Source organism: Zemynaea arenosa (assembly GCF_004614185.1).
GTDB classification, from domain to species: domain Bacteria; phylum Pseudomonadota; class Gammaproteobacteria; order Burkholderiales; family Burkholderiaceae_D; genus Telluria; species Telluria arenosa.
Genome location: NZ_SPVF01000046.1, coordinates 1 through 18418, shown reverse-complemented (window position 1 = coordinate 18418; position 18418 = coordinate 1). Strand labels below are relative to the sequence as shown.

The window sequence follows — 18418 nt, the reverse complement described above, 5'->3', positions numbered from 1 at the left end:
GAACTGCCGAGCGACCTCCCGGCCTACCTTGAAAAAATCGAGCGTGACATCATATTAAAAGCACTGGTCCAGACCCAGTTCAACCGCACCCAGGCCGCCCAGCTGCTCGGCATTAGCTTCCGCCAGCTGCGCTACCAGATGCAGAAGCTCGACATCCAGGCCCCCGATGACTGACCGGCCGCCGGATGAGCATGACGAGCGCTCTTTAATCAGCGCGGACGGCTGGTACTCCTCCGCGCACCGCTACGACTCCCCCAATTTCGACGCACGCCCGAGTGGCGAAGCGGTGACCCTGCTCGTCATCCATAACATCAGCCTTCCGGCCGGGCAGTTCGGCACCCCGCACGTGCCGGACCTGTTCACCAACCGTATTGACTTCAGCGCCCACGCGACCTTTGACAGCCTGCGCGGCGTGCAGGTCTCGGCCCACTTCCTGGTGCGGCGCGACGGCCGGGTAGTGCAGTTCGTGTCCGCCGACCAGCGGGCCTGGCATGCCGGCGTCTCGTCCTTCGAAGGGCGCGAGAACTGCAATGCCTTCTCGGTCGGCATCGAGGTGGAAGGCAGCGACTTCGTGCCCTTCGCCGCCGCACAATATGTGTCCTTGGTCACCCTCGCGCGCGCACTGCTGGTCCGTTACCCGATCACCGCGATCATGGGTCACGAACACATCGCACCAGGCCGCAAGACCGATCCCGGCCCCTGGTTTGACTGGCCCAAGTTCACGAACTTGCTCACCGATTCTCACGAAAAAAAACCCGTGTTAGCGCACACTCACCGGCCAGTACGCATCGTTTCCAGCCTCGCCGAAGTCAAGCTTCCTGGATGAAAAAAATCTTCCGGAAACCCATTGCTTCCCCCTTTTCGAGGCACTACAATTAGTCTCATATCAAGACTCATCACTAGATGTAGTAGCGCCGGGACCCCCTCCCACCACAACCCGAGTTTCCGAAAATTGAGGCGATAGCCGTTCAGGCTGCATCGGTTGGCGGAGCTTTTTTGTTTTTTGACTTGTACAGACGCGGTGCCCAGACACCGCAGCAGCTTGGAGGCCGAATGCAAACTTCCCACGACATCTCCCCCGCAGCACTGCCGCCTTCGCAGGGCATGGACACGCCGGCCGTCAAGCCGACGGAAGCCGCCGCGCAGGGTGACTACCGCATCATTCGCCGCAATGGCGCGGTGGTCGGGTTCGAACCGTCCAAGATCGCGGTCGCGATGACCAAGGCCTTCCTCGCCGTCCATGGTGGACAGAGCGCGGCCTCGGCACGCGTGCGCGAGATCGTGGAGCAGCTGACCGACAACGTGGTGGCCGCGCTGATGCGCCGCCAGCCGTCGGGCGGCACCTTCCACATCGAGGACGTGCAGGACCAGGTCGAGCTGGCGCTGATGCGCTCGGGCGAGCATGACGTGGCACGGGCCTACGTGCTGTACCGCGCCAAGCAGATGGAAGAGCGCCGCAAGGCGCGCGAGGCGTCCGGCGCGACCGACATCGCCGCACCGCAGATCCACGTGGTCGATGGCGGCACCCGCCGTCCGCTGGACATCGCCGAAGTGCGTGGCCTGATCGGCGCTGCCTGCGTGGGCCTGGAGAAGCACGTCGACGCGGAAGCCATCCTGGCCGAAACCGTGAAGAACCTGTACGACGGCGTGCCGGTCGAAGAGCTGCACAAGTCCGCCATCCTGGCCGCCCGCGCGCTGATGGAAAAGGACCCGGCCTACTCGCAGGTCACCGCCCGCATCCTGCTGCACACGATCCGTAAAGAAGTCTTCGGCTCCGAGGTGAAGCAGGCCGACGCCGCGAAAGCCTATGTCGAGTACTTCCCGAAGTACATCGCCAAGGGCATCGAGGCGGAACTGCTGAATGAGGAACTGGCCAAGTTCGACCTGGCCAAGCTGTCCAAGGCGCTGGTCGCCGACCGTGACCTGCAGTTCGGCTACATCGGCCTGCAAACCCTGTACGACCGCTACTTCCTGCACGTGCGCGACATCCGCATCGAGATGCCGCAGGCCTTCTACATGCGCGTGGCCATGGGCCTGGCGCTGAACGAAGAGAACCGCGAAGCGCGCGCCATCGAGTTCTACAACTTGCTGTCGACCTTCGACTTCATGTCGTCGACCCCGACCCTGTTCAACTCGGGCACCCAGCGCTCGCAGCTCTCCTCGTGCTACCTGACCACCGTGTCGGACGACCTGGAAGGCATCTACGAGGCGATCAAGGAAAACGCCCTGCTGGCGAAGTTCGCCGGCGGCCTGGGGAACGACTGGACCCCGGTGCGTGCGCTCGGCTCGCACATCAAGGGCACCAATGGCAAATCCCAGGGCGTGGTCCCGTTCCTGAAGGTGGTGAACGACACCGCCGTCGCGGTGAACCAGGGCGGCAAGCGCAAAGGCGCGGTCTGCGCGTACCTCGAGACCTGGCACATGGACGTGGAAGAATTCCTCGACCTGCGCAAGAACACCGGCGACGACCGCCGCCGCACCCACGACATGAACACCGCGAACTGGATTCCGGACCTGTTCATGAAGCGCGTGATGGAGAAGTCGCACTGGACGCTGTTCTCGCCGTCCGAGTGCCCGGACCTGCACGACCTGACCGGCAAGGCCTTCGAAGCCGCCTACACCGAGTACGAAGCCAAGGCCGCGCGCGGCGAAATCCGCGTCTTCAAGAAGGTCGAGGCGCTGGACCTGTGGCGCAAGATGCTGTCGATGCTGTTCGAGACCGGCCACCCGTGGATCACTTTCAAGGATCCGTGCAACATCCGCTCGCCGCAGCAGCACGTGGGCGTGGTGCACTCGTCCAACCTGTGCACCGAGATCACGCTGAACACCAACGACAGCGAAATCGCGGTCTGCAACCTGGGCTCCGTGAACATGCCGGCCCATATGAAAGAGGGCAAGCTCGATCACGTCAAGCTGCAGAAGACCATCCGCACCGCGATGCGCATGCTGGACAACGTCATCGACATCAACTACTACGCCGTCGACAAGGCCAAGAACTCCAACCTGCGCCACCGTCCGGTGGGCCTGGGCATCATGGGCTTCCAGGACTGCCTGCACATGATGCGCGTGCCGTTCGCCTCCCAGGAGTCGGTGGAATTCGCCGACCGCTCGATGGAAGCGGTGTGCTACTACGCCTACCTGGCCTCGACCGAGCTGGCCGAGGAGCGTGGCCGCTACGAATCGTATGAAGGTTCGCTGTGGGACCGCGGCATCCTGCCGCAGGACTCGGTCAAGCTGCTGCTTGAGCAGCGCGGCGGCTACCTGGAGCAGGACATGTCCGAGTCGATGGACTGGTCCGTGGTGCGCAACCGCATCAAGCAGTTCGGCATGCGTAACTCGAACTGCGTGGCGATCGCCCCGACCGCGACCATCTCGAACATCATCGGCGTGTCGGCCTGTATCGAACCGACCTTCCAGAACCTGTACGTGAAGTCCAACCTGTCGGGCGAGTTCACCGAGATCAACGCCTACCTGGTGCGCGACCTGAAGGCCCGCGACCTGTGGGATGAAGTGATGATCGCGGACCTGAAGTACTTCGACGGCTCGCTGACCAAGATCGACCGCGTGCCGCAGGACCTGCGCGACATCTACGCCACCGCGTTCGAAGTCGAGCCGCGCTGGCTGGTGGAAGCCGCTTCGCGCCGCCAGAAGTGGATCGACCAGGCCCAGTCGCTGAACATCTACATGGCAGGCGCCTCGGGCAAGAAGCTGGACGAGACCTACAAGCTGGCCTGGCTGCGTGGCCTGAAGACCACCTACTACCTGCGTACTATCGCGGCGTCGCACATGGAGAAGTCGACCACCAAGACCGGCGCGCTGAATGCAGTGGCCGTGGACGGTGGCATGTCGGCTGGATCGGCCGCCCCGCAACCGGCAGCCGCCGCCACGGAAGTGGCCGAGGGCGCCGCCTGCTACCTGCGTCCGGGCGACCCGGGCTTCGAAGAGTGCGAAGCCTGCCAGTAATACCGTAAGCATCCGTAACGCGCCCGGCCAGTCCGGGCGCTTTTGACTACACTATATAAATACGCACTAAGGACATCATCATGCTTTCTTGGGACGACGAAGCCACTTCCTCCGCACCCGCACCGCGCGCCCCGGCCGCCGGCGACACCGGCGCGTCCGCCGAGCAGATCGCGAAGCGCGTCAACGCCGACGACAAGCGCATCATCAACGGCAAGACCGACGTGAACCAGCTGGTCCCCTTCAAGTACAAGTGGGCCTGGGACAAGTACCTGGCCGGCTGCGCCAACCACTGGATGCCGCAGGAAGTGAACATGCAGCGCGACATCGAGCTGTGGAAGAACCCGAACGGCCTGTCCGAGGACGAGCGCCGCCTGGTCAAGCGCAACCTGGGCTTCTTCGTGACGGCCGACTCGCTGGCCGCCAACAACATCACCCTGGGCACCTACCGCCACATCACCGCGCCGGAGTGCCGCCAGTACCTGCTGCGCCAGGCGTTCGAAGAGGCGATCCACACCCACGCCTACCAGTACATCGTGGAGTCGCTGGGCCTGGACGAGAAAGAGATCTTCAACGCCTACAACGAGATCGCGTCGATCCGTGACAAGGACCAGTTCCTGATCCCGTTCATCGAGACCCTGACCAACCCGGAGTTCAAGACCGGCACGCTGGAAGCCGACCAGACCCTCCTGAAGTCGATCATCGTGTTCGCCTGCCTGATGGAAGGCCTGTTCTTCTACGTCGGCTTCACGCAGATCCTGGCGCTGGGCCGCCAGAACAAGATGACCGGTGCGGCCGAGCAGTACCAGTACATCCTGCGCGACGAGTCGATGCACTGCAACTTCGGCATTGACCTGATCAACACCATCAAGATGGAGAACCCGCTGCTGTGGACTCCGGCCTTCAAGGAAGAGATCAAGCAGCTGTTCCTGAAGGCGGTGGACCTGGAGTACCGCTACGCCGAGGACACCATGCCGCGGGGCGTGCTGGGTCTGAACGCGACCATGTTCAAGGGCTACCTGCGCTTCATCGCCAACCGCCGCGCCACCCAGATCGGCCTCGACCCGCTGTTCCCGCAGGAAGAGAACCCGTTCCCGTGGATGAGCGAGATGATCGACTTGAAGAAGGAGCGCAACTTCTTCGAGACGCGCGTGACCGAGTACCAGACCGGCGGGGCGCTGAACTGGGACTGATCCCAGGCCGCACCGCTGCATGCAAAAGCCGCCTTCGGGCGGCTTTTTTCATTTAGATGGTGCGCTGGCGGGTGGCGGCACTGAGACCGGCTCGGTGTTCGAGAAGCTCATTTGAGCGCGCGGGGGTGGGCCACGTTTCTCGCCCAGGCGGGAGATGATGGCGATGGCGGTCAGCAGGATCACGGTTCCGATCACGATCCAGGCCAGGGCGCGGTTGCTTTCGACGTCGGGGGACCAGGGGCGGGTGTCGCCGGGTGCCGGCAACGCGCGGGCCTTGGGGAGGGTGGCGTAGCGGGCGGTCCAGCGGTCGAGAGCCGACAGGTCGGTGATGGTGGCGGTCCAGGTGGGGAAGCGGCGGACCATGTCAACGGCGTGGGGGACGCGGTACAGCAGCTCTTCGTCGGACGGGAGCTCGGGGCGGCGCAGCCGGCCGGCGATGTAGCGCTGCAGGAAGCGCAGGCGGTCGACCTGCTGGTCGAAGGTGCGCTGTTCGTCGAGGGCTTGCTGCAGACGCTCGCCGGCGGCGCCGTGGCGGAGCAGGGTGGCGGGGGCGGTGTCCCAGCCAAATGCCGACGGGGCGACCCAGAACAGGGCGTCGTGGCCCGGGCGCCAGCCGCTGGCCAGGACGGTTACCAGTTGCTGTTCGAAGGCGGCGCGGGCGGCATCGGTCTGCAGGGCAGGTTCCGCCAGCGTGTCGGTCAGCATGGCGCGCCACTTGTCGGGCTGCGGGCCTTCCCAGTCGTCGGCGATGGCGGCGCAGCGCGCGAACAGGCGCGCCAGGGCGTCCTGCGCAACGGCGGTCGGCGTGCCGACCACGCTCGCGGTGTCGGCGGCTTCACGAGCCGTGCCGGTGTCGGTGGCGGCGGCAGCCGGACTTACGGCGGTATGGGCTGCGGGATCGGGCCCGGTCATGTGCGCTCCTGCTCTGTTCAATAGCAGCGCAGGATCATAGCGCAACAGCCGCACGTGCGCGACGTATGCACGGAGGGGCCTTGGGGCGGGCCCAAGGTTCGCCAGCGGATGATGCAGCGCTCGTGCCAGCCGAGTCCGCCGTTCCAAATCCGACACACATGTGCGCCTCAGCCCGCCCGGGACGTACCCCGGCGTGCTGAGCGGCAGAAGTGTAGCGCTGGTGAGTCAGGCGGAGCCGAGCGGGCGGGGCGGTGGAGACGCCAGCCTAGGCGTCGGCGCCGAGGAGTTTGGCCAGGAGATCGGCGGTGCGGACGGCGCCCATGCGGCGGGCGGCGTCCAGGGCGGTGGTGCCGGAGAGTTCGCGGGCAACCGGATCGGCGCCGCGGTCGAGCAGTAACTGCAGGATCTCCACCCGGTCGAACATGGCGGCGAAGGTCACGGCGGTCTTGCCGTCGGGGGCGGCGGCGTTGGGGTTGGCGCCGTGGTCCAGCAGCAGGGTGGCAATCGGCTCGTTGCCTTTGAAGGCGACGCCGAACAGGGGGCTCTGGCCGGCGTCGTTGAAAATTTCGGGATCGGCGCCGTGATCGAGCAGGGTTTGGGCAGCGGCGTAATGGCCGTGGTAGCAGGCCAGCATCAGCAGGCTGTCGCCGCGTTCGTTCCGCAAATTGGGCGGAAAGCCCTGATCAAGGACGGCTTTCAATTCGTCGGCCTGGCCGGCGCGGACCCATGAAAATACCTGGCGCATGAATTCCAGGGTTTTGTCGTCGAGCGCCGGACGGGGATGGGCGGCGCCGGACGGGTTATCGGTGTACATGTCGGTCTCCTTCAGCGGCGATTATCTCCTCTTCCATATTCTTGAGGCGCGCGCTGATGGTGGCGTCGGTGGCGTATTTGATTTTCAGGGCGGCCAGAGCGTCGGCGGAGCCGCGGCAATAGCGCTGGATATCTTTTGGAACGGGGCGGTGGCAGGTGTCCCATTTATCCAGCAAGCGCTGGATATCGGCGGGTAGCGGGTGGCGCTCGGCGGCGGCCACCGCCATTCCCAATAGAAGAGACAGCGCCAGGACGGCATTGAAGGCGGCGGGAGCGAGCGGAGAATCTTGTTGAAAAGGCGTCATGATCGGCCTCTGCTTTCTGGCGGTGTCAACCGGAACCATCATTAAGCCGAGAGAGCGAGGGGCTAGCTTTGAGGTAGCGCAAAACTGCTGAGGCGGACTCAGCGGCTATTTCTTGTGGCGCGCGGGCTTCGGCTCGGGCGGGGCTTCGATCACATCCTCGAAATCCTTCAGGCGGGTGATGACGGCGGGATCATGGGCATACTTCGTTCGGAGTCGCGCCAGCGCTTTATCGGTGCCGGTGCAATAGCGGTCGAGCTCTCGCAGAATCTCCTTCTTGCGTTGTTTGTCGCCGTCCCAATCTTCACCGCGGAAGTGATCACAGGCTTCACGGCGGTCGATAAACCGCTGCACCTCTTTGGGGAGCGGGGCAGATTCCGCCCATTCGGCGCCCAGACAAAAGCCAAGCAAGATCACGGCAGTCAGAGTCTGTCGTATGTGTCTGCAGGCGGCCATCGCCTCTCCCGTTCAGTCAAGCGGAAAGCCCAATTGCATCGGGAGCCAGACACGGATGTTTTGACATCGCTCAAGCTGAGCGAGCTCGGCGGAGCGCCGACTATCTGGTCAGCAGGTAGAGGAGTGACAGCGTCAGTTGGATTGCGGTACAGACGCCGGCAAAAATCGTCACCTGCTTCATCAGCCGAAGCCTGGCTTCGCGCTGCTCTATGTATTTCGTAAACCAGGACACAAGACCTCCCATCAATTGGCCATCGCCCACATGTGGCTGCGCGCCGAGAGCGCAGCACTAAACAAGACTAAGCCGATGGAAGTGCGGATCAGGAGCGGAGTAGCGCCGGCTGTGTAGTCTCCAGCATCCTCGGCAAGCACCGCGTCCATCACGCCGAGCAGAACAATCACGGAGGCCACGACGATGATCAGCACATGACAACCCACGAATCCCCAACCTAGCGCGATCTCGCCACTGGTGTCGCCAGCAAGCGCGATGCGGGTCAGGACGTCTGCAGCTTCGTACGTGGCTGCGGCGGAGAGGGCGATGGCGGTCCAGCACAGCTGGCCTTCGCGGATGGAGCGGTGGAGGAGCTCGCGGGCGCGGTGGCGGAAGCGGCGGCTGAGGGCGAGCAGGGCCAGCAGCGCTACGGGCGCGATCAGCGGGACCACGATGGTCAGCAGCAGCCAGGCGAGGAGGTGGGAGACGTCGAACATGATGTGCGCGCGCGCGAAATCGTCAGTGTCGGTGCGCGCGAAATCGCTTTGCTTATGCGTTCTCAATCGTGCGCAGACTCGCTTTCAATCGTGCGCGGGTGCGATTGTGCGTGCGTTGTGTCGCAAAGATGGGACAGTGAATGCATCGCATGACTCACGCGCGTGATGCGCGCTGCTGCGAATCTCCCGCGCGGCGCCGAATTGAAAGAAACCCAATTGGAATAAGGCCTACTTTGAAGCGGCCATTTCACCGCAGCCGCCCAAAAATCCCAGTGCACTCATCCACAACGCGCGCCGCGACGCGCACGCACGCGCTCATGCGTGCGTCCTCGCGAAAAAAAGAATGAGAAAATCCGCATCGCCAGTTGCGTGCTAGTAAGGTTTTCGTGTACTTTACGTCATTGAATTTGCCGGACGCTGTCAACAAAAATTTTTTTGTGTGTGCAGCGCCCCAAAAACCGATCAAAAGTGGGACGTTGATTCAAACCGATATGCACTTAAAGCCAGCGCTGAACACGTCGAGCCGCACTGCCTGAGAGATCGGGTAAGGCGGCTTTTTCGTTTTCGGCCGGGCCGCATGTCCGGGTTGAATCAGCGACTTGAAGCAGGAGAAGTAAGAAGTCGCGCAAGCGACAATGGCTGAAGTGCTTCAATTCGTGAGGAGTTGAAGCAGTTCAGCTGGTGCCGAATTCATTAGCATAAACACCGCTCCAACGGTTTGTGCCGATGAATAACCCGCCAGGACCGCAAGGACCGGACGGGTTTTAAACATGAACTTTTCATCCCAGATGAAGGAGAACTCAAATGGCAACAGCCGCTAAGAAAGCAGCAGAACCGAAGAAGGCAACGGCGAAAACCGCAGCCGCCAAGCCGGCAGCTAAGAAAGCCGCCGCTAAACCCGCAGCCAAGGCAGCCGCTAAACCGGCAGCGAAGAAGGCCGCCGCTAAACCGGCAGCTAAGCCGGCAGCGAAGAAGGCAGCCGCAAAACCGGCAGCCAAACCGGCAGCAAAGAAGGCAGCAGCTAAGCCGGCAGCGAAGAAGACCTCCGCCAAGGCAGCAGCTAAACCGGCAGCGAAGAAAGCAGCAGCCAAGCCGGCAGCGAAGAAGTCCACTGCCAAGGCAGCAGCTAAGCCAGCAGCCAAGAAAGCCGCAGCCAAGCCAGCAGCCAAGAAAGCTGCAGCCAAGCCGGCAGCGAAGAAGTCGACCGCCAAAGCCGCAGCCAAGCCTGCAGCTAAGAAGGCCGCCGCTAAGCCTGCAGCGAAGAAAGCTGCTGCCAAGCCTGCAGCGAAAAAAGCCGCCGCCAAGCCTGCAGCGAAAAAAGCTGCGGCCAAGCCGGCCGCCAAGAAAGCCGCTGCGAAGCCTGCAGCTAAAGCAGCTAAACCCGCAGCCAAGTCGGCAGCAGCGAAGCCGGCAGCCAAGAAGCCGGCAGTAAAGGCAGCGGCTAAGCCAGCAGCAAAAAAGCCTGAAGCCAAGGCCGCTCCGGCAGCTAAGCCGGCAGCAGCCAAGAAGGCCGCCGCTCCGAAGAAGGCAGCAGCTCCGGCCGCCAAGCCGGCCGCCGCTCCGGCTCCGGCCGCAGCAGCTCCGGCACCGGCCGCCGCCGCTCCGGCAGCACCGGCCGCTCCGGCCGCCAAGACCGTGCTGGCTCCGGCAGCAGCATGGCCGTTCCCGACCAGCAGCCGTCCGTAACGCCCGCTGTGCCTGGAATAAGGCAAAATACCGCTGTGTGAGCAGTCACACAGCGGTTTTTTTTCGTTGAAGGAGCAAAGGAGAGCTCGTGTTTCGTATCGTTCAGCTGATCATCGATGCCGCGGTCAGTATCCTCGGCGGCGTGCTGCTGCTGCGCTTCTGGATGCAGGCGATCCGTGTGCGTCCACCGCAATCGGTGGGGCAGTTCATCTTCACGCTGTCCGATTGGCTGGTGCGTCCGCTGCGCCGCATCGTGCCGGGCGTGGGCGGCTATGACTGGGCGAGCCTGATCGGCGCCTTCATCGTGGTGCTGCTCGGGACCTCGATCTACCTGGCAATCGGGATGAGCGGCCAGGGCATCGTGCTCATGGCGCTGTACCGCTTCCTGACCTGGATTATCTACGGCTTCATCGCACTCTTGATCATCGAAGCGATCTTCAGCTGGGTGAACCCGCATGCGCCGCTGGCACCCTTCGTGCGGGCGCTGAACGACCCGATCCTGCGGCCGCTGCGCCGCGTGGTGCCGCTGGTCGGTGGGCTGGACTTGTCGCTGCTGGTGGCGGTGATTCTCCTGCAGATCGCCAAGATCATCCTCGACAACATCTTCCCGTTCGGATGAATCACCCCTGGTGCGCCGCCATCGCGGGCGGCGTGCGCCTGGCTTTCCATGTGCAGCCGGGCGCCAAGAAGACGGAGGCCGTCGGCCTCCATGACGATTCCCTCAAACTGAAGCTGCAGGCGCCGCCCATCGAAGGCCGGGCCAATGAGGCGCTGGTGCGCTTCGTCGCCGAGACGCTGGGCGTACCGCGCAGTGCCGTCACCATCACCCACGGGCTGACCAGCCGCCGCAAGCTGGTGGAGGTGCGCGCCACGGGCCTGGACCCGGCCGCGGTGGCGCTTCGCTTTAACGTGCCGGCTTAGCGGCGCGGCGGCGCGCAGCCCAGAACAGGATCCCGCCACCCACCATGGCCATCGAGATGGGCGCCGGTTCCGGCACCGCCAGCATGCCGACGAAGGTGCTGGCATCGCGCTGCCAGACGATGTCCATGGTCGACGTGCCGGTGTTCTCGATGCTGAAGCTGATGCTCTCGGTCAGGCCCGCTGTCTGCCCAGGCGCGATGGACGCCGCGCGGTAGTAGCTTTGCGCGTCGCCGCCGTCCACGGGCGCGAACACGGAGTAGAAGCTGTATGAGGCGCTTTGCCAGGGCACGTCCATGCCCAGTTCCGCGTTCAGGTCCACATCGGCCGTCAGGGTCAGGCGGGTGTGGGGGGCGAGGTGAAAGAGAGTCTGGACGGACTGCTGGCTGAAGGCGCTGGCCCAGTCCTGCACACCGGATGCCTGCGACAGGTCGCTCACGGAAATCAGCGGGCTGCTGGAGAACCAGGTCCAGCTCGAGATCACGATCGCGTGGTCGTGTTCCGTGGTGCTGTGGGTCAGGTTGAGGGGGCCGTTGGAGACCGCGCTCCCGCCGTCCCCCCAGGCCCGCCCGGCCGTATCAATCGCTTCCATGCCGAAGCTGCGCTCGTCCGGGCCGCGCGTGGCGCCGCCGTTGGCACCACTGCCCACCGCACTGGTGGTCAAGGTGAGATTGGACAGGATGACGCTGGCGGTGCCGGTCTGGTCCTGGGCCAGGGCCGGGATGCTGGCCGCAAGCGCCAGGATGAACGGCGCGGCGGCGCGCCCGAGTGAACGGCAAGACATGATGCTCCTCCATCGATGAGTTCCGCCCTTGCGGCGGACGATGGCTGAAGTATGCGCCTGACCCCGGTCGCGCACGGTTGAACTGTGACGCGGGTCTCAGCCCAACTTGCTGTCGAGATCGATCGGCATTTCCGCGAGCAATTCCAGGGCCTCATCTTGCAGCTTGGCGGCGCCCGGATGGGCACGCAAGGCAGCGTCGCGCCGGTGCATGAGCTCACGCAGCTCGGGGCCGCACAGGCACACCACCGTTTCCAGCACGGCGTCCACTTCGGGGTGGCCAGTGTCGAGGGCCATCCTGTCGAGTAGATCCAGGGTGAGGCCGGCGCTCAGCATCAAGTCCCCGGTCACCCAGCTGTTCACGGTGAACAGCGAAATGGGCAGGCCCTTCGCGTCGAAGCTCACGCCCAGCAGATGGCGAGTCGCCGGGCTGGGCTCGGGATGGCCGCACAGTTCAGCGAAGGCGCGTTCGTTCCGCGAATTCAGCCGGCGGCTCCACAGGGGCCGGCGGGCGAACAGGTGGATGTGCCCATGCTCGGCAGCGCCGGCGCGGTCTTCGGGATGATGGGAATGGTAGAACCACTGGTAGCCACTGGCGTGGTCGATGGCGTCCTGCTCGGGGTAGTGATCCCATTGGCGCGGCGCCTGGCCGCCCAGCACGTGGCCCAGCAGATGGGCGCCGCGCGCCGCCAGGGCGGCATAGGTTTGCAGCAGGCGCTGTCCGGCTTCCGCCCGGAGCTGCACCGGGTCGGACCAGCGGGACAGCGCCTGCCGCGTCACGTCAGTGCTTGGCCGCGCACTTCGGGGCGCACTTGGCGGCACATTTCGGCGCGCATTTCGGGGAGCACTTGGCGGCGCACTTGCCGGACATCGACGCATGCTTGGCGCTGCATTTCGCGCCGCACTTGGCCGTCATCGAGGCGTGCTTGGCGCTGCACTTGGCGCCGCATTTGACCTTGGCGCCGCACTTGGCCATCGGGTGCGGGGCGCATTTGGCCGGAGCAGATGCTTGCTGCGCGGCGGCCGGCAGGGCCAGGGTCGCGGCGGTAAGGGCGGCCAGCGAAGCGAGTTTCAGGTGGGTCGTCATACAGGTCTCCTTGGATTGGTATAGTCGGGGCGGTTTGCACCGCGCAGCGAGTATCCCACGAAACCTGGGCCTGCGGCCCGCCGGACATGCCAAAAATCGGCAGGAGCGGCGGCGCGTGCGCCGCCTGGAATCAGAAGCGGTAGCCGAACGCCGCCTCGAAGCGCTGGGCGATCTCGTCGCGCGTGAAGCTGTGGTTCTGGCCGCCCTGGTGGGCGATCTTGATGGCGCCCAGCAGGCTGGCGATGCGCCCGGTGGTTGGCCAGTCCAGGTCCAGCGTGATGCCGTACAGGAGGCCGGCGCGGTAGGCGTCGCCGCAGCCGGTCGGGTCGACCACGGCTTCGGCCTGCACGGAGGGGATCTCATGCCGCTGGCCGTCGGCGTAGATCTCGGAGCCCTTCTCGCCGCGGGTGACGATCAGCGCCTTCAGGCGCGACGCGATCTCGGGCAGCGTGAGACCAGTGCGGTCCATCAGCATCTCGAATTCGTAGTCGTTGCAGGCGAGGTAAGTGGCCTGGTTGATGAATTCAATCAGTTCCTCGCCGTTGAAGCGCGGGAGCTGCTGGCCCGGGTCGAACATCAGCGGGATGCCCAGCTGGGCACAGTCGCGCGCGTGCTTCAGCATGCCGCCGCGGCCATCCGGGGCGACGATGGCGACGCGCAGCTCGCCCATGTCGGCTACATTGTTCTCGTGCGCGAACTCCATCGCACCGGGGTGGAAGGCGTTGATCTGGTTGTTGTCCTGGTCCGCAGTGACGAAGCACTGGGCGGTGTAGGCGTGCGGGATGGTCTTGATGCCGCGCGTGCTGATGCCCTGTTGTTCGAAGCGCTTCAGGTAGTCGCCGCCGTCCTGGCCGATGGTGGCCATGATCAGCGGGTCGCCGCCCAGCATCTTGAGGTTGTAGGCGACGTTGGCGGAGCAGCCACCGTACTCGGTGCGCAGGGTCGGCACCAGGAACGACACGTTCACCTTGTGCAGCTGATCGGCCAGCAGGGCGTCGCCGAAGCGGCCGTGGTACTGCATGATCTTGTCGAAGGCGAGCGAGCCGCAAATCAGGGCGGTTTTGGTGGTCATGGTCTGGGGTGTTGTTTGACTGGTTACGGGTAGAAGACGGCGATGTGGTAGCCGGACGCTTTCAGGTCTTTCAGTTCGAAGTAGAGCTTCACCGGCTGGTCGGTGCGCGGGGCGAAGCCTTTGTTCTGGTCGGTGCCGGCGGGGAGGTATTCCGCTGGCGTGATCACGCGGCGCATCAGCGGCTTGTCGTTGGCGTCCGTGAGCGCCAGTTCGATGTGAGGCCAGGTTTGCTGCAGGGCGCTGGTGTTGTGCAGCGTGGTCGTGAACGAGAAGGTGTCGGCGCCCAGGGTTTGCAGTTCGCCGGTGTCCACGGCCAGCGCTTCCGGCTGGGCAGGCAGGGCGATGCGGCAGCCCAGCACCTGGCAGGTGGCGCTGAGCGTGGGCTTCAGCTGCGGGTAGCGGGCGGCGAGGACGCTGCCGAAGGTGAGGGCGGCTTGGGCGAGCAGGGCGGTGACGAGAATGATGCTGCCCACTGCCATCACGATGCGCATGACGCGGGTGGTTTTTTCCTTGCGCTTGGACTTGGTGACGAAGCTGGGTTCGTCGGGCTCTTCCTCGGCGGCCGGTTCGACCTCGGCTTGTGCCTCCTCCTTTGCTTCCCCCTGTGCTGCCGCTGAAGCTTCCTGATCCGCTTCCGCCGCTGGTTCAGGCACCACGGCCATGGCGCCGGGGATCAGCTCGGCCTCGCTGCTGATGTCCGGCGCGGGCAAGGGCGTGATCTCTTCGGTTTGCGCGCGGTGGTCGAGGAGGGCGGACAGGTCGGGTTCGGGGCGTGCATGTGCCGCCGCCATGGCATCCGGCAGGGGTTCGGAGGCTACCGCTTCTTCCGCCTCGTCGGCAGGCAGGGCGGAGTCGGAAGACGTTGCGGCGTCGCCGGTGCGCGTTGGTGTGGCGGGCAAGTCGAGGTCGAAGTCGATGGCGAGCGCTGGCAAGGCTTCCGGCTCCTGGCCGCCAGTGATTTCGTGCTGGTCCTCCTGCTCTGCCGTTGCGGCAGGCGCCGGCGGAGCATCGGATTCGAGCATCGGCTCGCGCCCGGACTGAGCGTCTGGCTCGGTCAGCGGCTCAGGTTGGGGCGGTGCTTCCGGCTCCTCCTCGAGCAGGGAATTCGGGGCAGGCAGCCCTTCCGGCTCGGCCTCGAGCAGTGGTTCCGGTGAGGGCAGCGTTTCCGGCTCGGGTTCGGGCAACGGCTCGGGCTCGGGAAGGATTTCCGGCTCGGGTTCGGGCAACGGCTCCGGCTCGGGGAGAACTTCTGGCTCGGATTCGGGCAGCGTCTCGGGCTCGGCGAGCGGCTCGGGCTCGGTCAGCGGCTCGGGCTCGGTCAGCGGCTCGGGCTCGGTCAGCGGTTCCGGTGCGGGCGGCATGTCCGGCTCCGATGCAGGCTCCGGCTCTGTGGTTGCAGCAGGAGGCTCGGCGGCATCTGGCTCAGCTTCCGCTTCTGCTTCCGCTTCCGCATCGAAGCTTGCATCCGCTTCTGCGTCCGCTTGGTCGGCTTCCGCCTTGGGCAGAATGCCGAGTGGAGTGAAACGGGTATTGAAATCGAGGGTGTACACCTCGACGTCGGTGCCGCCGGAGGCAGGTTGCTGCGCAGCTGCCGCTTCCTCGATGGCCTCAATGGCCGAGTCGAACGCCTCGGCGGGGCTGACTGGCGATTCGGTGGATGTGTCGGCGGGACCTGGCACCGGAGCCGCCGCGCTGCCCGCCCTGATCGCATCGACATCGATCAGGCTCGCGTTCCCGTCAAAGACTTCGCCGCACTTCCCGCACCGGACAATTCCCCCACGCAGCTTGAGCTGGTCGGACGCGACCCGAAAGATCGTTCCGCAGTGGGGGCATTGTGTGGCGAGCGCCATGCGTTCAGTGATGTCTCAGGACAGCCGGCCGTGCAGCGCGACCCAGCCGTCGAACTCCTTCCAGACGCTGAGCTGGATGAACGGCGCATATGCCGCCGCCACTTCCTCCGCCTGGCGCGCCAGGACGCCCGACAGGACCAGCGCGCCACCCGAGGCCACGCGCCCCGACAGCATCGGCGCCATCAGCTTGAGCGGCGACGACAGGATGTTGGCCACCACGATATCGAAGCGCTGCTGCTCACGCGGCGAGACCGCGAATTCGTCCGGCAGGTAGTAGTCGATCGCCACGCGGTTGCGCTCCGCATTCGCCTTGGCCGATTCGATCGCCTGCGGATCGATGTCCACACCCGCGACATCGCCGGAACCCAGCTTCTTGGCCACCATGGCCAGGATGCCCGACCCGCAGCCATAGTCCAGCACCGATTTGCCCGGCGCCGGATGCGCCTCCAGCCACTCCATGCACAGGCGGGTGGTCGGGTGCGAGCCCGTGCCAAACGCCAGCCCCGGATCGAGTTCGAGAATCAGGCCATTCGAATCCGGTGCCTCGTGCCACGACGGCACCACCCAGATGTTCTGGCCAATGTGGATCGGCTCAAACTGGGACTGCGTCTTGCGGACCCAGTCTTCGTCCGCCACGTCACGTGTGGTGAACGACGGCACGGCAGCCAAGCCAATCGCCGCGCAAGCCTCGGCCACGATGGCCGCCTGGTCGGCATCGGTGTCGGTCAGGGCCACCACGCGCGAGTGCTCCCACGCAGTCTCGGTCGGCTCCATGCCCGGCTCCCCGAACATGGGCTTCTCCTGCTCTGTGCCTTCGTCCGCATCCTCCACGGAGACCGACAGCGCACCCGCTTCCATCAGCGCGTCCGACAGGGCCTCCGCGTGGTCGCGGGCGATTTCGATGACGACTTCGGTCCAGCTCATTTCTGCTCAGCCTTGGGCATGTCCGCCAGCTTGTGCTCCAGGTAATGGATGTTGGTACCGCCTTCGATGAAGCGCGCGTCCACCATCAGCTCGCGGTGCAGCGGGATGTTGGTGAGAATACCCTCAACCACCATCTCCGAGAGCGCGATTTGCATGCGGCGGATGGCCTGCTCGCGGGTGGCGCCATACGAGATCACCTTGCCGATCATCGAATCGTAATGCGGCGGCACGAAGTAGCCTGCGTACGCATGCGAATCCACGCGCACGCCCGGACCGCCCGGCGCGTGCCAGGACACGATGCGCCCCGGCGACGGCGTGAACTTGAACGGGTCTTCGGCGTTGATACGGCACTCGATCGCGTGCCCGGCCAGCATGATGTCGCGCTGGCGGAAGCGCAGCTTCTCGCCGGCGGCGATGCGGATCTGCTCCTGCACGATGTCGATCCCGGTGATCATCTCGGTCACCGGATGCTCCACCTGCACGCGGGTGTTCATCTCGATGAAGTAGAACTCTCCGTTCTCGTACAGGAATTCGAAGGTACCGGCGCCGCGGTAGCCGATCTTGCGGCACGCCTCGGCGCAGCGGTCGCCGATCTTTTCGATCAGCTTGCGCGGGATGCCCGGTGCCGGCGCTTCCTCGATCACCTTCTGGTGGCGGCGCTGCATGGAGCAGTCACGCTCGCCCAGCCAGACGGCCTGCTTGTGTTCATCGGCCAGCACCTGGATCTCGATATGGCGCGGGTTCTCGAGGAACTTCTCCATATAGACTTCCGGGTTGCCGAAAGCGGCACCGGCTTCCGCCTTGGTCATCTGCACGGAGGTGAGCAGCGCGGCCTCGGTGTGCACCACGCGCATGCCGCGGCCACCGCCGCCGCCCGCCGCCTTGATGATCACCGGGTAACCCACGCGGCGCGCGGTCTGCACGATCTCTTTCGGGTCGTCCGGCAGGGCGCCATCGGAGCCCGGCACGCACGGCACGCCGGCCTTGATCATGGCCTGCTTGGCGGAGACCTTATCGCCCATCATGCGGATCGAATCCGCGCGCGGGCCGATGAAGACGAAGCCGGATTTTTCCACGCGCTCGGCGAAGTCCGCGTTCTCGGACAGGAAGCCGTAGCCGGGGTGGATCGCCTCGGCGTCGGTCACTTCGGCGGCCGAGATAATCGCGGGCATATTCAAATAGCTCTGCGCCGATTGCGCGGGGCCGATGCAGACCGATTCGTCGGCCAGCTTCACGTACTTGGCGTCGCGGTCGGCCTCGGAGTGGACCACCACGGTCTTGATGCCCATTTCGCGGCAGGCGCGCTGGATGCGCAGCGCGATTTCGCCACGGTTGGCGATGAGGATTTTTTCAAACATGTGCGTTCGATTCTTGAGAAGGCCGGCTCTTGGGATGCCGGCGCGGGCGGCGCGGCCACGGCGGCCGCGCGATGGCCCTACACAGCTAGCTTGCTTAGCCGATGACGAACAGCGGCTGGCCGAATTCGACCGGCTGGCCATTCTCGACCAGGACCTGCGTGACGGTGCCGGAGACGTCGGCGTCGATCTCGTTCAGCAGTTTCATCGCTTCGATGATGCACAGGGTGTCGCCCTGCTTGACGCTCTGGCCGACTTCCACGAAAGCGGCGGCGCCCGGAGAGGAGGCGCGGTAGAAAGTGCCGACCATCGGCGATTTGACGATGTGGCCGGTCGGTTCAGGCGCGGCGGCCGGAGCGGCGGCGGCAGGGGCGGCGACCGGCGCGGCGGCAGGGGCGGGC

Annotated in this window: 20 protein-coding genes; 7 read left to right on the top strand and 13 right to left on the bottom strand. The window is 65.0% G+C overall.

Going from position 1 to position 18418, the window contains the following annotated elements; genetic code table 11:
- From E4L96_RS03265 to E4L96_RS03250, 4 genes are all read left to right on the top strand, one after another.
- The coding region (locus E4L96_RS03265; protein ID WP_181017577.1) for a helix-turn-helix domain-containing protein at positions 1–174 on the top strand (174 nt) is incomplete at its 5' end.
- Positions 167–826: a 1,6-anhydro-N-acetylmuramyl-L-alanine amidase AmpD gene (gene ampD, locus E4L96_RS03260; RefSeq protein ID WP_135205797.1), complete on the top strand. Its 660-nt coding sequence runs from the start codon at positions 167–169 to the stop codon at positions 824–826. The genes E4L96_RS03265 and ampD, both read left to right, overlap by 8 nt.
- A 227-nt stretch (positions 827–1053) precedes the next feature.
- Positions 1054–3963, top strand: a complete 2910-nt coding sequence (locus E4L96_RS03255) for a ribonucleoside-diphosphate reductase subunit alpha (protein ID WP_135205796.1) — start codon at positions 1054–1056, stop codon at positions 3961–3963.
- A gap of 80 nt (positions 3964–4043) precedes the next feature.
- Positions 4044–5153: a ribonucleotide-diphosphate reductase subunit beta gene (locus tag E4L96_RS03250; protein ID WP_181017576.1), complete on the top strand. Its 1110-nt coding sequence runs from the start codon at positions 4044–4046 to the stop codon at positions 5151–5153.
- 48 nt (positions 5154–5201) lie between these two features.
- Here E4L96_RS03250 and E4L96_RS03245 read toward each other — a convergent pair whose 3' ends face one another.
- From E4L96_RS03245 to E4L96_RS03225, 5 genes are all read right to left on the bottom strand, one after another.
- Positions 5202–6065: a hypothetical protein gene (locus E4L96_RS03245; RefSeq protein WP_135205794.1), complete on the bottom strand. Its 864-nt coding sequence runs from the start codon at positions 6063–6065 to the stop codon at positions 5202–5204.
- Between the two features lie 265 nt (positions 6066–6330).
- The gene (locus E4L96_RS03240; RefSeq protein WP_135205793.1) at positions 6331–6879 is read right to left on the bottom strand and encodes an ankyrin repeat domain-containing protein; all 549 of its coding nucleotides are present in this window, start codon (positions 6877–6879) and stop codon (positions 6331–6333) included.
- Entirely contained in the window at positions 6866–7183 is a 318-nt protein-coding gene (locus E4L96_RS03235) for a hypothetical protein (RefSeq protein ID WP_135205792.1), read from the bottom strand. The genes E4L96_RS03240 and E4L96_RS03235 overlap by 14 nt, the downstream gene beginning before the upstream one ends.
- A gap of 105 nt (positions 7184–7288) precedes the next feature.
- On the bottom strand, positions 7289–7636 hold the full coding sequence (locus E4L96_RS03230; RefSeq protein WP_135205791.1) for a hypothetical protein: 348 nt from the start codon (positions 7634–7636) through the stop codon (positions 7289–7291).
- Between the two features lie 243 nt (positions 7637–7879).
- The gene (locus E4L96_RS03225) at positions 7880–8410 is read right to left on the bottom strand and encodes a hypothetical protein (protein ID WP_135205790.1); all 531 of its coding nucleotides are present in this window, start codon (positions 8408–8410) and stop codon (positions 7880–7882) included.
- A 738-nt stretch (positions 8411–9148) separates the two neighbouring features.
- Here E4L96_RS03225 and E4L96_RS03220 point away from each other — a divergent pair.
- The 3 genes from E4L96_RS03220 (at position 9149) to E4L96_RS03210 (ending at position 10951) form a co-directional block, all read left to right on the top strand.
- Positions 9149–10030: a transcriptional regulator gene (locus E4L96_RS03220; protein WP_135205789.1), complete on the top strand. Its 882-nt coding sequence runs from the start codon at positions 9149–9151 to the stop codon at positions 10028–10030.
- A gap of 88 nt (positions 10031–10118) precedes the next feature.
- Positions 10119–10649 (top strand): YggT family protein, encoded by a 531-nt coding sequence (locus tag E4L96_RS03215; protein ID WP_267874307.1) that lies wholly within the window; start codon positions 10119–10121, stop codon positions 10647–10649.
- Positions 10646–10951: a DUF167 domain-containing protein gene (locus E4L96_RS03210; protein WP_135205788.1), complete on the top strand. Its 306-nt coding sequence runs from the start codon at positions 10646–10648 to the stop codon at positions 10949–10951. The genes E4L96_RS03215 and E4L96_RS03210 overlap by 4 nt, the downstream gene beginning before the upstream one ends.
- Here E4L96_RS03210 and E4L96_RS03205 read toward each other — a convergent pair.
- From E4L96_RS03205 to accB, 8 genes are all read right to left on the bottom strand, one after another.
- Complete coding sequence (locus tag E4L96_RS03205) at positions 10935–11732, bottom strand: PEP-CTERM sorting domain-containing protein (protein ID WP_135205787.1); 798 nt, start codon at positions 11730–11732, stop codon at positions 10935–10937. The genes E4L96_RS03210 and E4L96_RS03205 overlap by 17 nt on opposite strands.
- A 96-nt stretch (positions 11733–11828) precedes the next feature.
- Complete coding sequence (locus E4L96_RS03200; protein WP_220433384.1) at positions 11829–12509, bottom strand: DUF6969 family protein; 681 nt, start codon at positions 12507–12509, stop codon at positions 11829–11831.
- 1 nt (position 12510) lies between these two features.
- Entirely contained in the window at positions 12511–12816 is a 306-nt protein-coding gene (locus E4L96_RS03195; protein ID WP_135205786.1) for a hypothetical protein, read from the bottom strand.
- Positions 12817–12946: 130 nt separating this feature from the next.
- Complete coding sequence (locus E4L96_RS03190) at positions 12947–13888, bottom strand: carbohydrate kinase family protein (RefSeq protein ID WP_135205785.1); 942 nt, start codon at positions 13886–13888, stop codon at positions 12947–12949.
- A 23-nt stretch (positions 13889–13911) separates the two neighbouring features.
- Positions 13912–15738: a zinc-ribbon and DUF3426 domain-containing protein gene (locus E4L96_RS03185; protein ID WP_135205784.1), complete on the bottom strand. Its 1827-nt coding sequence runs from the start codon at positions 15736–15738 to the stop codon at positions 13912–13914.
- 15 nt (positions 15739–15753) lie between these two features.
- On the bottom strand, positions 15754–16662 hold the full coding sequence (prmA, locus tag E4L96_RS03180) for a 50S ribosomal protein L11 methyltransferase (protein ID WP_135205783.1): 909 nt from the start codon (positions 16660–16662) through the stop codon (positions 15754–15756).
- Positions 16659–18020, bottom strand: coding sequence for an acetyl-CoA carboxylase biotin carboxylase subunit (accC, locus tag E4L96_RS03175; protein ID WP_135205782.1), 1362 nt, complete (start codon positions 18018–18020; stop codon positions 16659–16661). Before accC ends, prmA begins: the two co-directional genes overlap by 4 nt.
- A 94-nt stretch (positions 18021–18114) precedes the next feature.
- On the bottom strand, positions 18115–18418 hold a 304-nt coding region (gene accB, locus E4L96_RS03170; RefSeq protein ID WP_135205781.1), incomplete at its 5' end, for an acetyl-CoA carboxylase biotin carboxyl carrier protein.

Bases quoted from the DNA above. Each gene is read 5' to 3' on its own strand.
- E4L96_RS03245 (WP_135205794.1), bottom strand. From the start codon at position 6,065: ATGACCGGGCCCGATCCCGCAGCCCATACCGCCGTAAGTCCGGCTGCC.
- E4L96_RS03195 (WP_135205786.1), bottom strand. From the start codon at position 12,816: ATGACGACCCACCTGAAACTCGCTTCGCTGGCCGCCCTTACCGCCGCG.
- E4L96_RS03205 (WP_135205787.1), bottom strand. From the start codon at position 11,732: ATGTCTTGCCGTTCACTCGGGCGCGCCGCCGCGCCGTTCATCCTGGCG.
- E4L96_RS03235 (WP_135205792.1), bottom strand. From the start codon at position 7,183: ATGACGCCTTTTCAACAAGATTCTCCGCTCGCTCCCGCCGCCTTCAAT.
- prmA (WP_135205783.1), bottom strand. From the start codon at position 16,662: ATGAGCTGGACCGAAGTCGTCATCGAAATCGCCCGCGACCACGCGGAG.
- E4L96_RS03240 (WP_135205793.1), bottom strand. From the start codon at position 6,879: ATGTACACCGATAACCCGTCCGGCGCCGCCCATCCCCGTCCGGCGCTC.
- E4L96_RS03220 (WP_135205789.1), top strand. From the start codon at position 9,149: ATGGCAACAGCCGCTAAGAAAGCAGCAGAACCGAAGAAGGCAACGGCG.
- E4L96_RS03210 (WP_135205788.1), top strand. From the start codon at position 10,646: ATGAATCACCCCTGGTGCGCCGCCATCGCGGGCGGCGTGCGCCTGGCT.
- E4L96_RS03190 (WP_135205785.1), bottom strand. From the start codon at position 13,888: ATGACCACCAAAACCGCCCTGATTTGCGGCTCGCTCGCCTTCGACAAG.
- ampD (WP_135205797.1), top strand. From the start codon at position 167: ATGACTGACCGGCCGCCGGATGAGCATGACGAGCGCTCTTTAATCAGC.
- E4L96_RS03255 (WP_135205796.1), top strand. From the start codon at position 1,054: ATGCAAACTTCCCACGACATCTCCCCCGCAGCACTGCCGCCTTCGCAG.
- E4L96_RS03185 (WP_135205784.1), bottom strand. From the start codon at position 15,738: ATGGCGCTCGCCACACAATGCCCCCACTGCGGAACGATCTTTCGGGTC.
- accC (WP_135205782.1), bottom strand. From the start codon at position 18,020: ATGTTTGAAAAAATCCTCATCGCCAACCGTGGCGAAATCGCGCTGCGC.
- E4L96_RS03230 (WP_135205791.1), bottom strand. From the start codon at position 7,636: ATGGCCGCCTGCAGACACATACGACAGACTCTGACTGCCGTGATCTTG.
- E4L96_RS03250 (WP_181017576.1), top strand. From the start codon at position 4,044: ATGCTTTCTTGGGACGACGAAGCCACTTCCTCCGCACCCGCACCGCGC.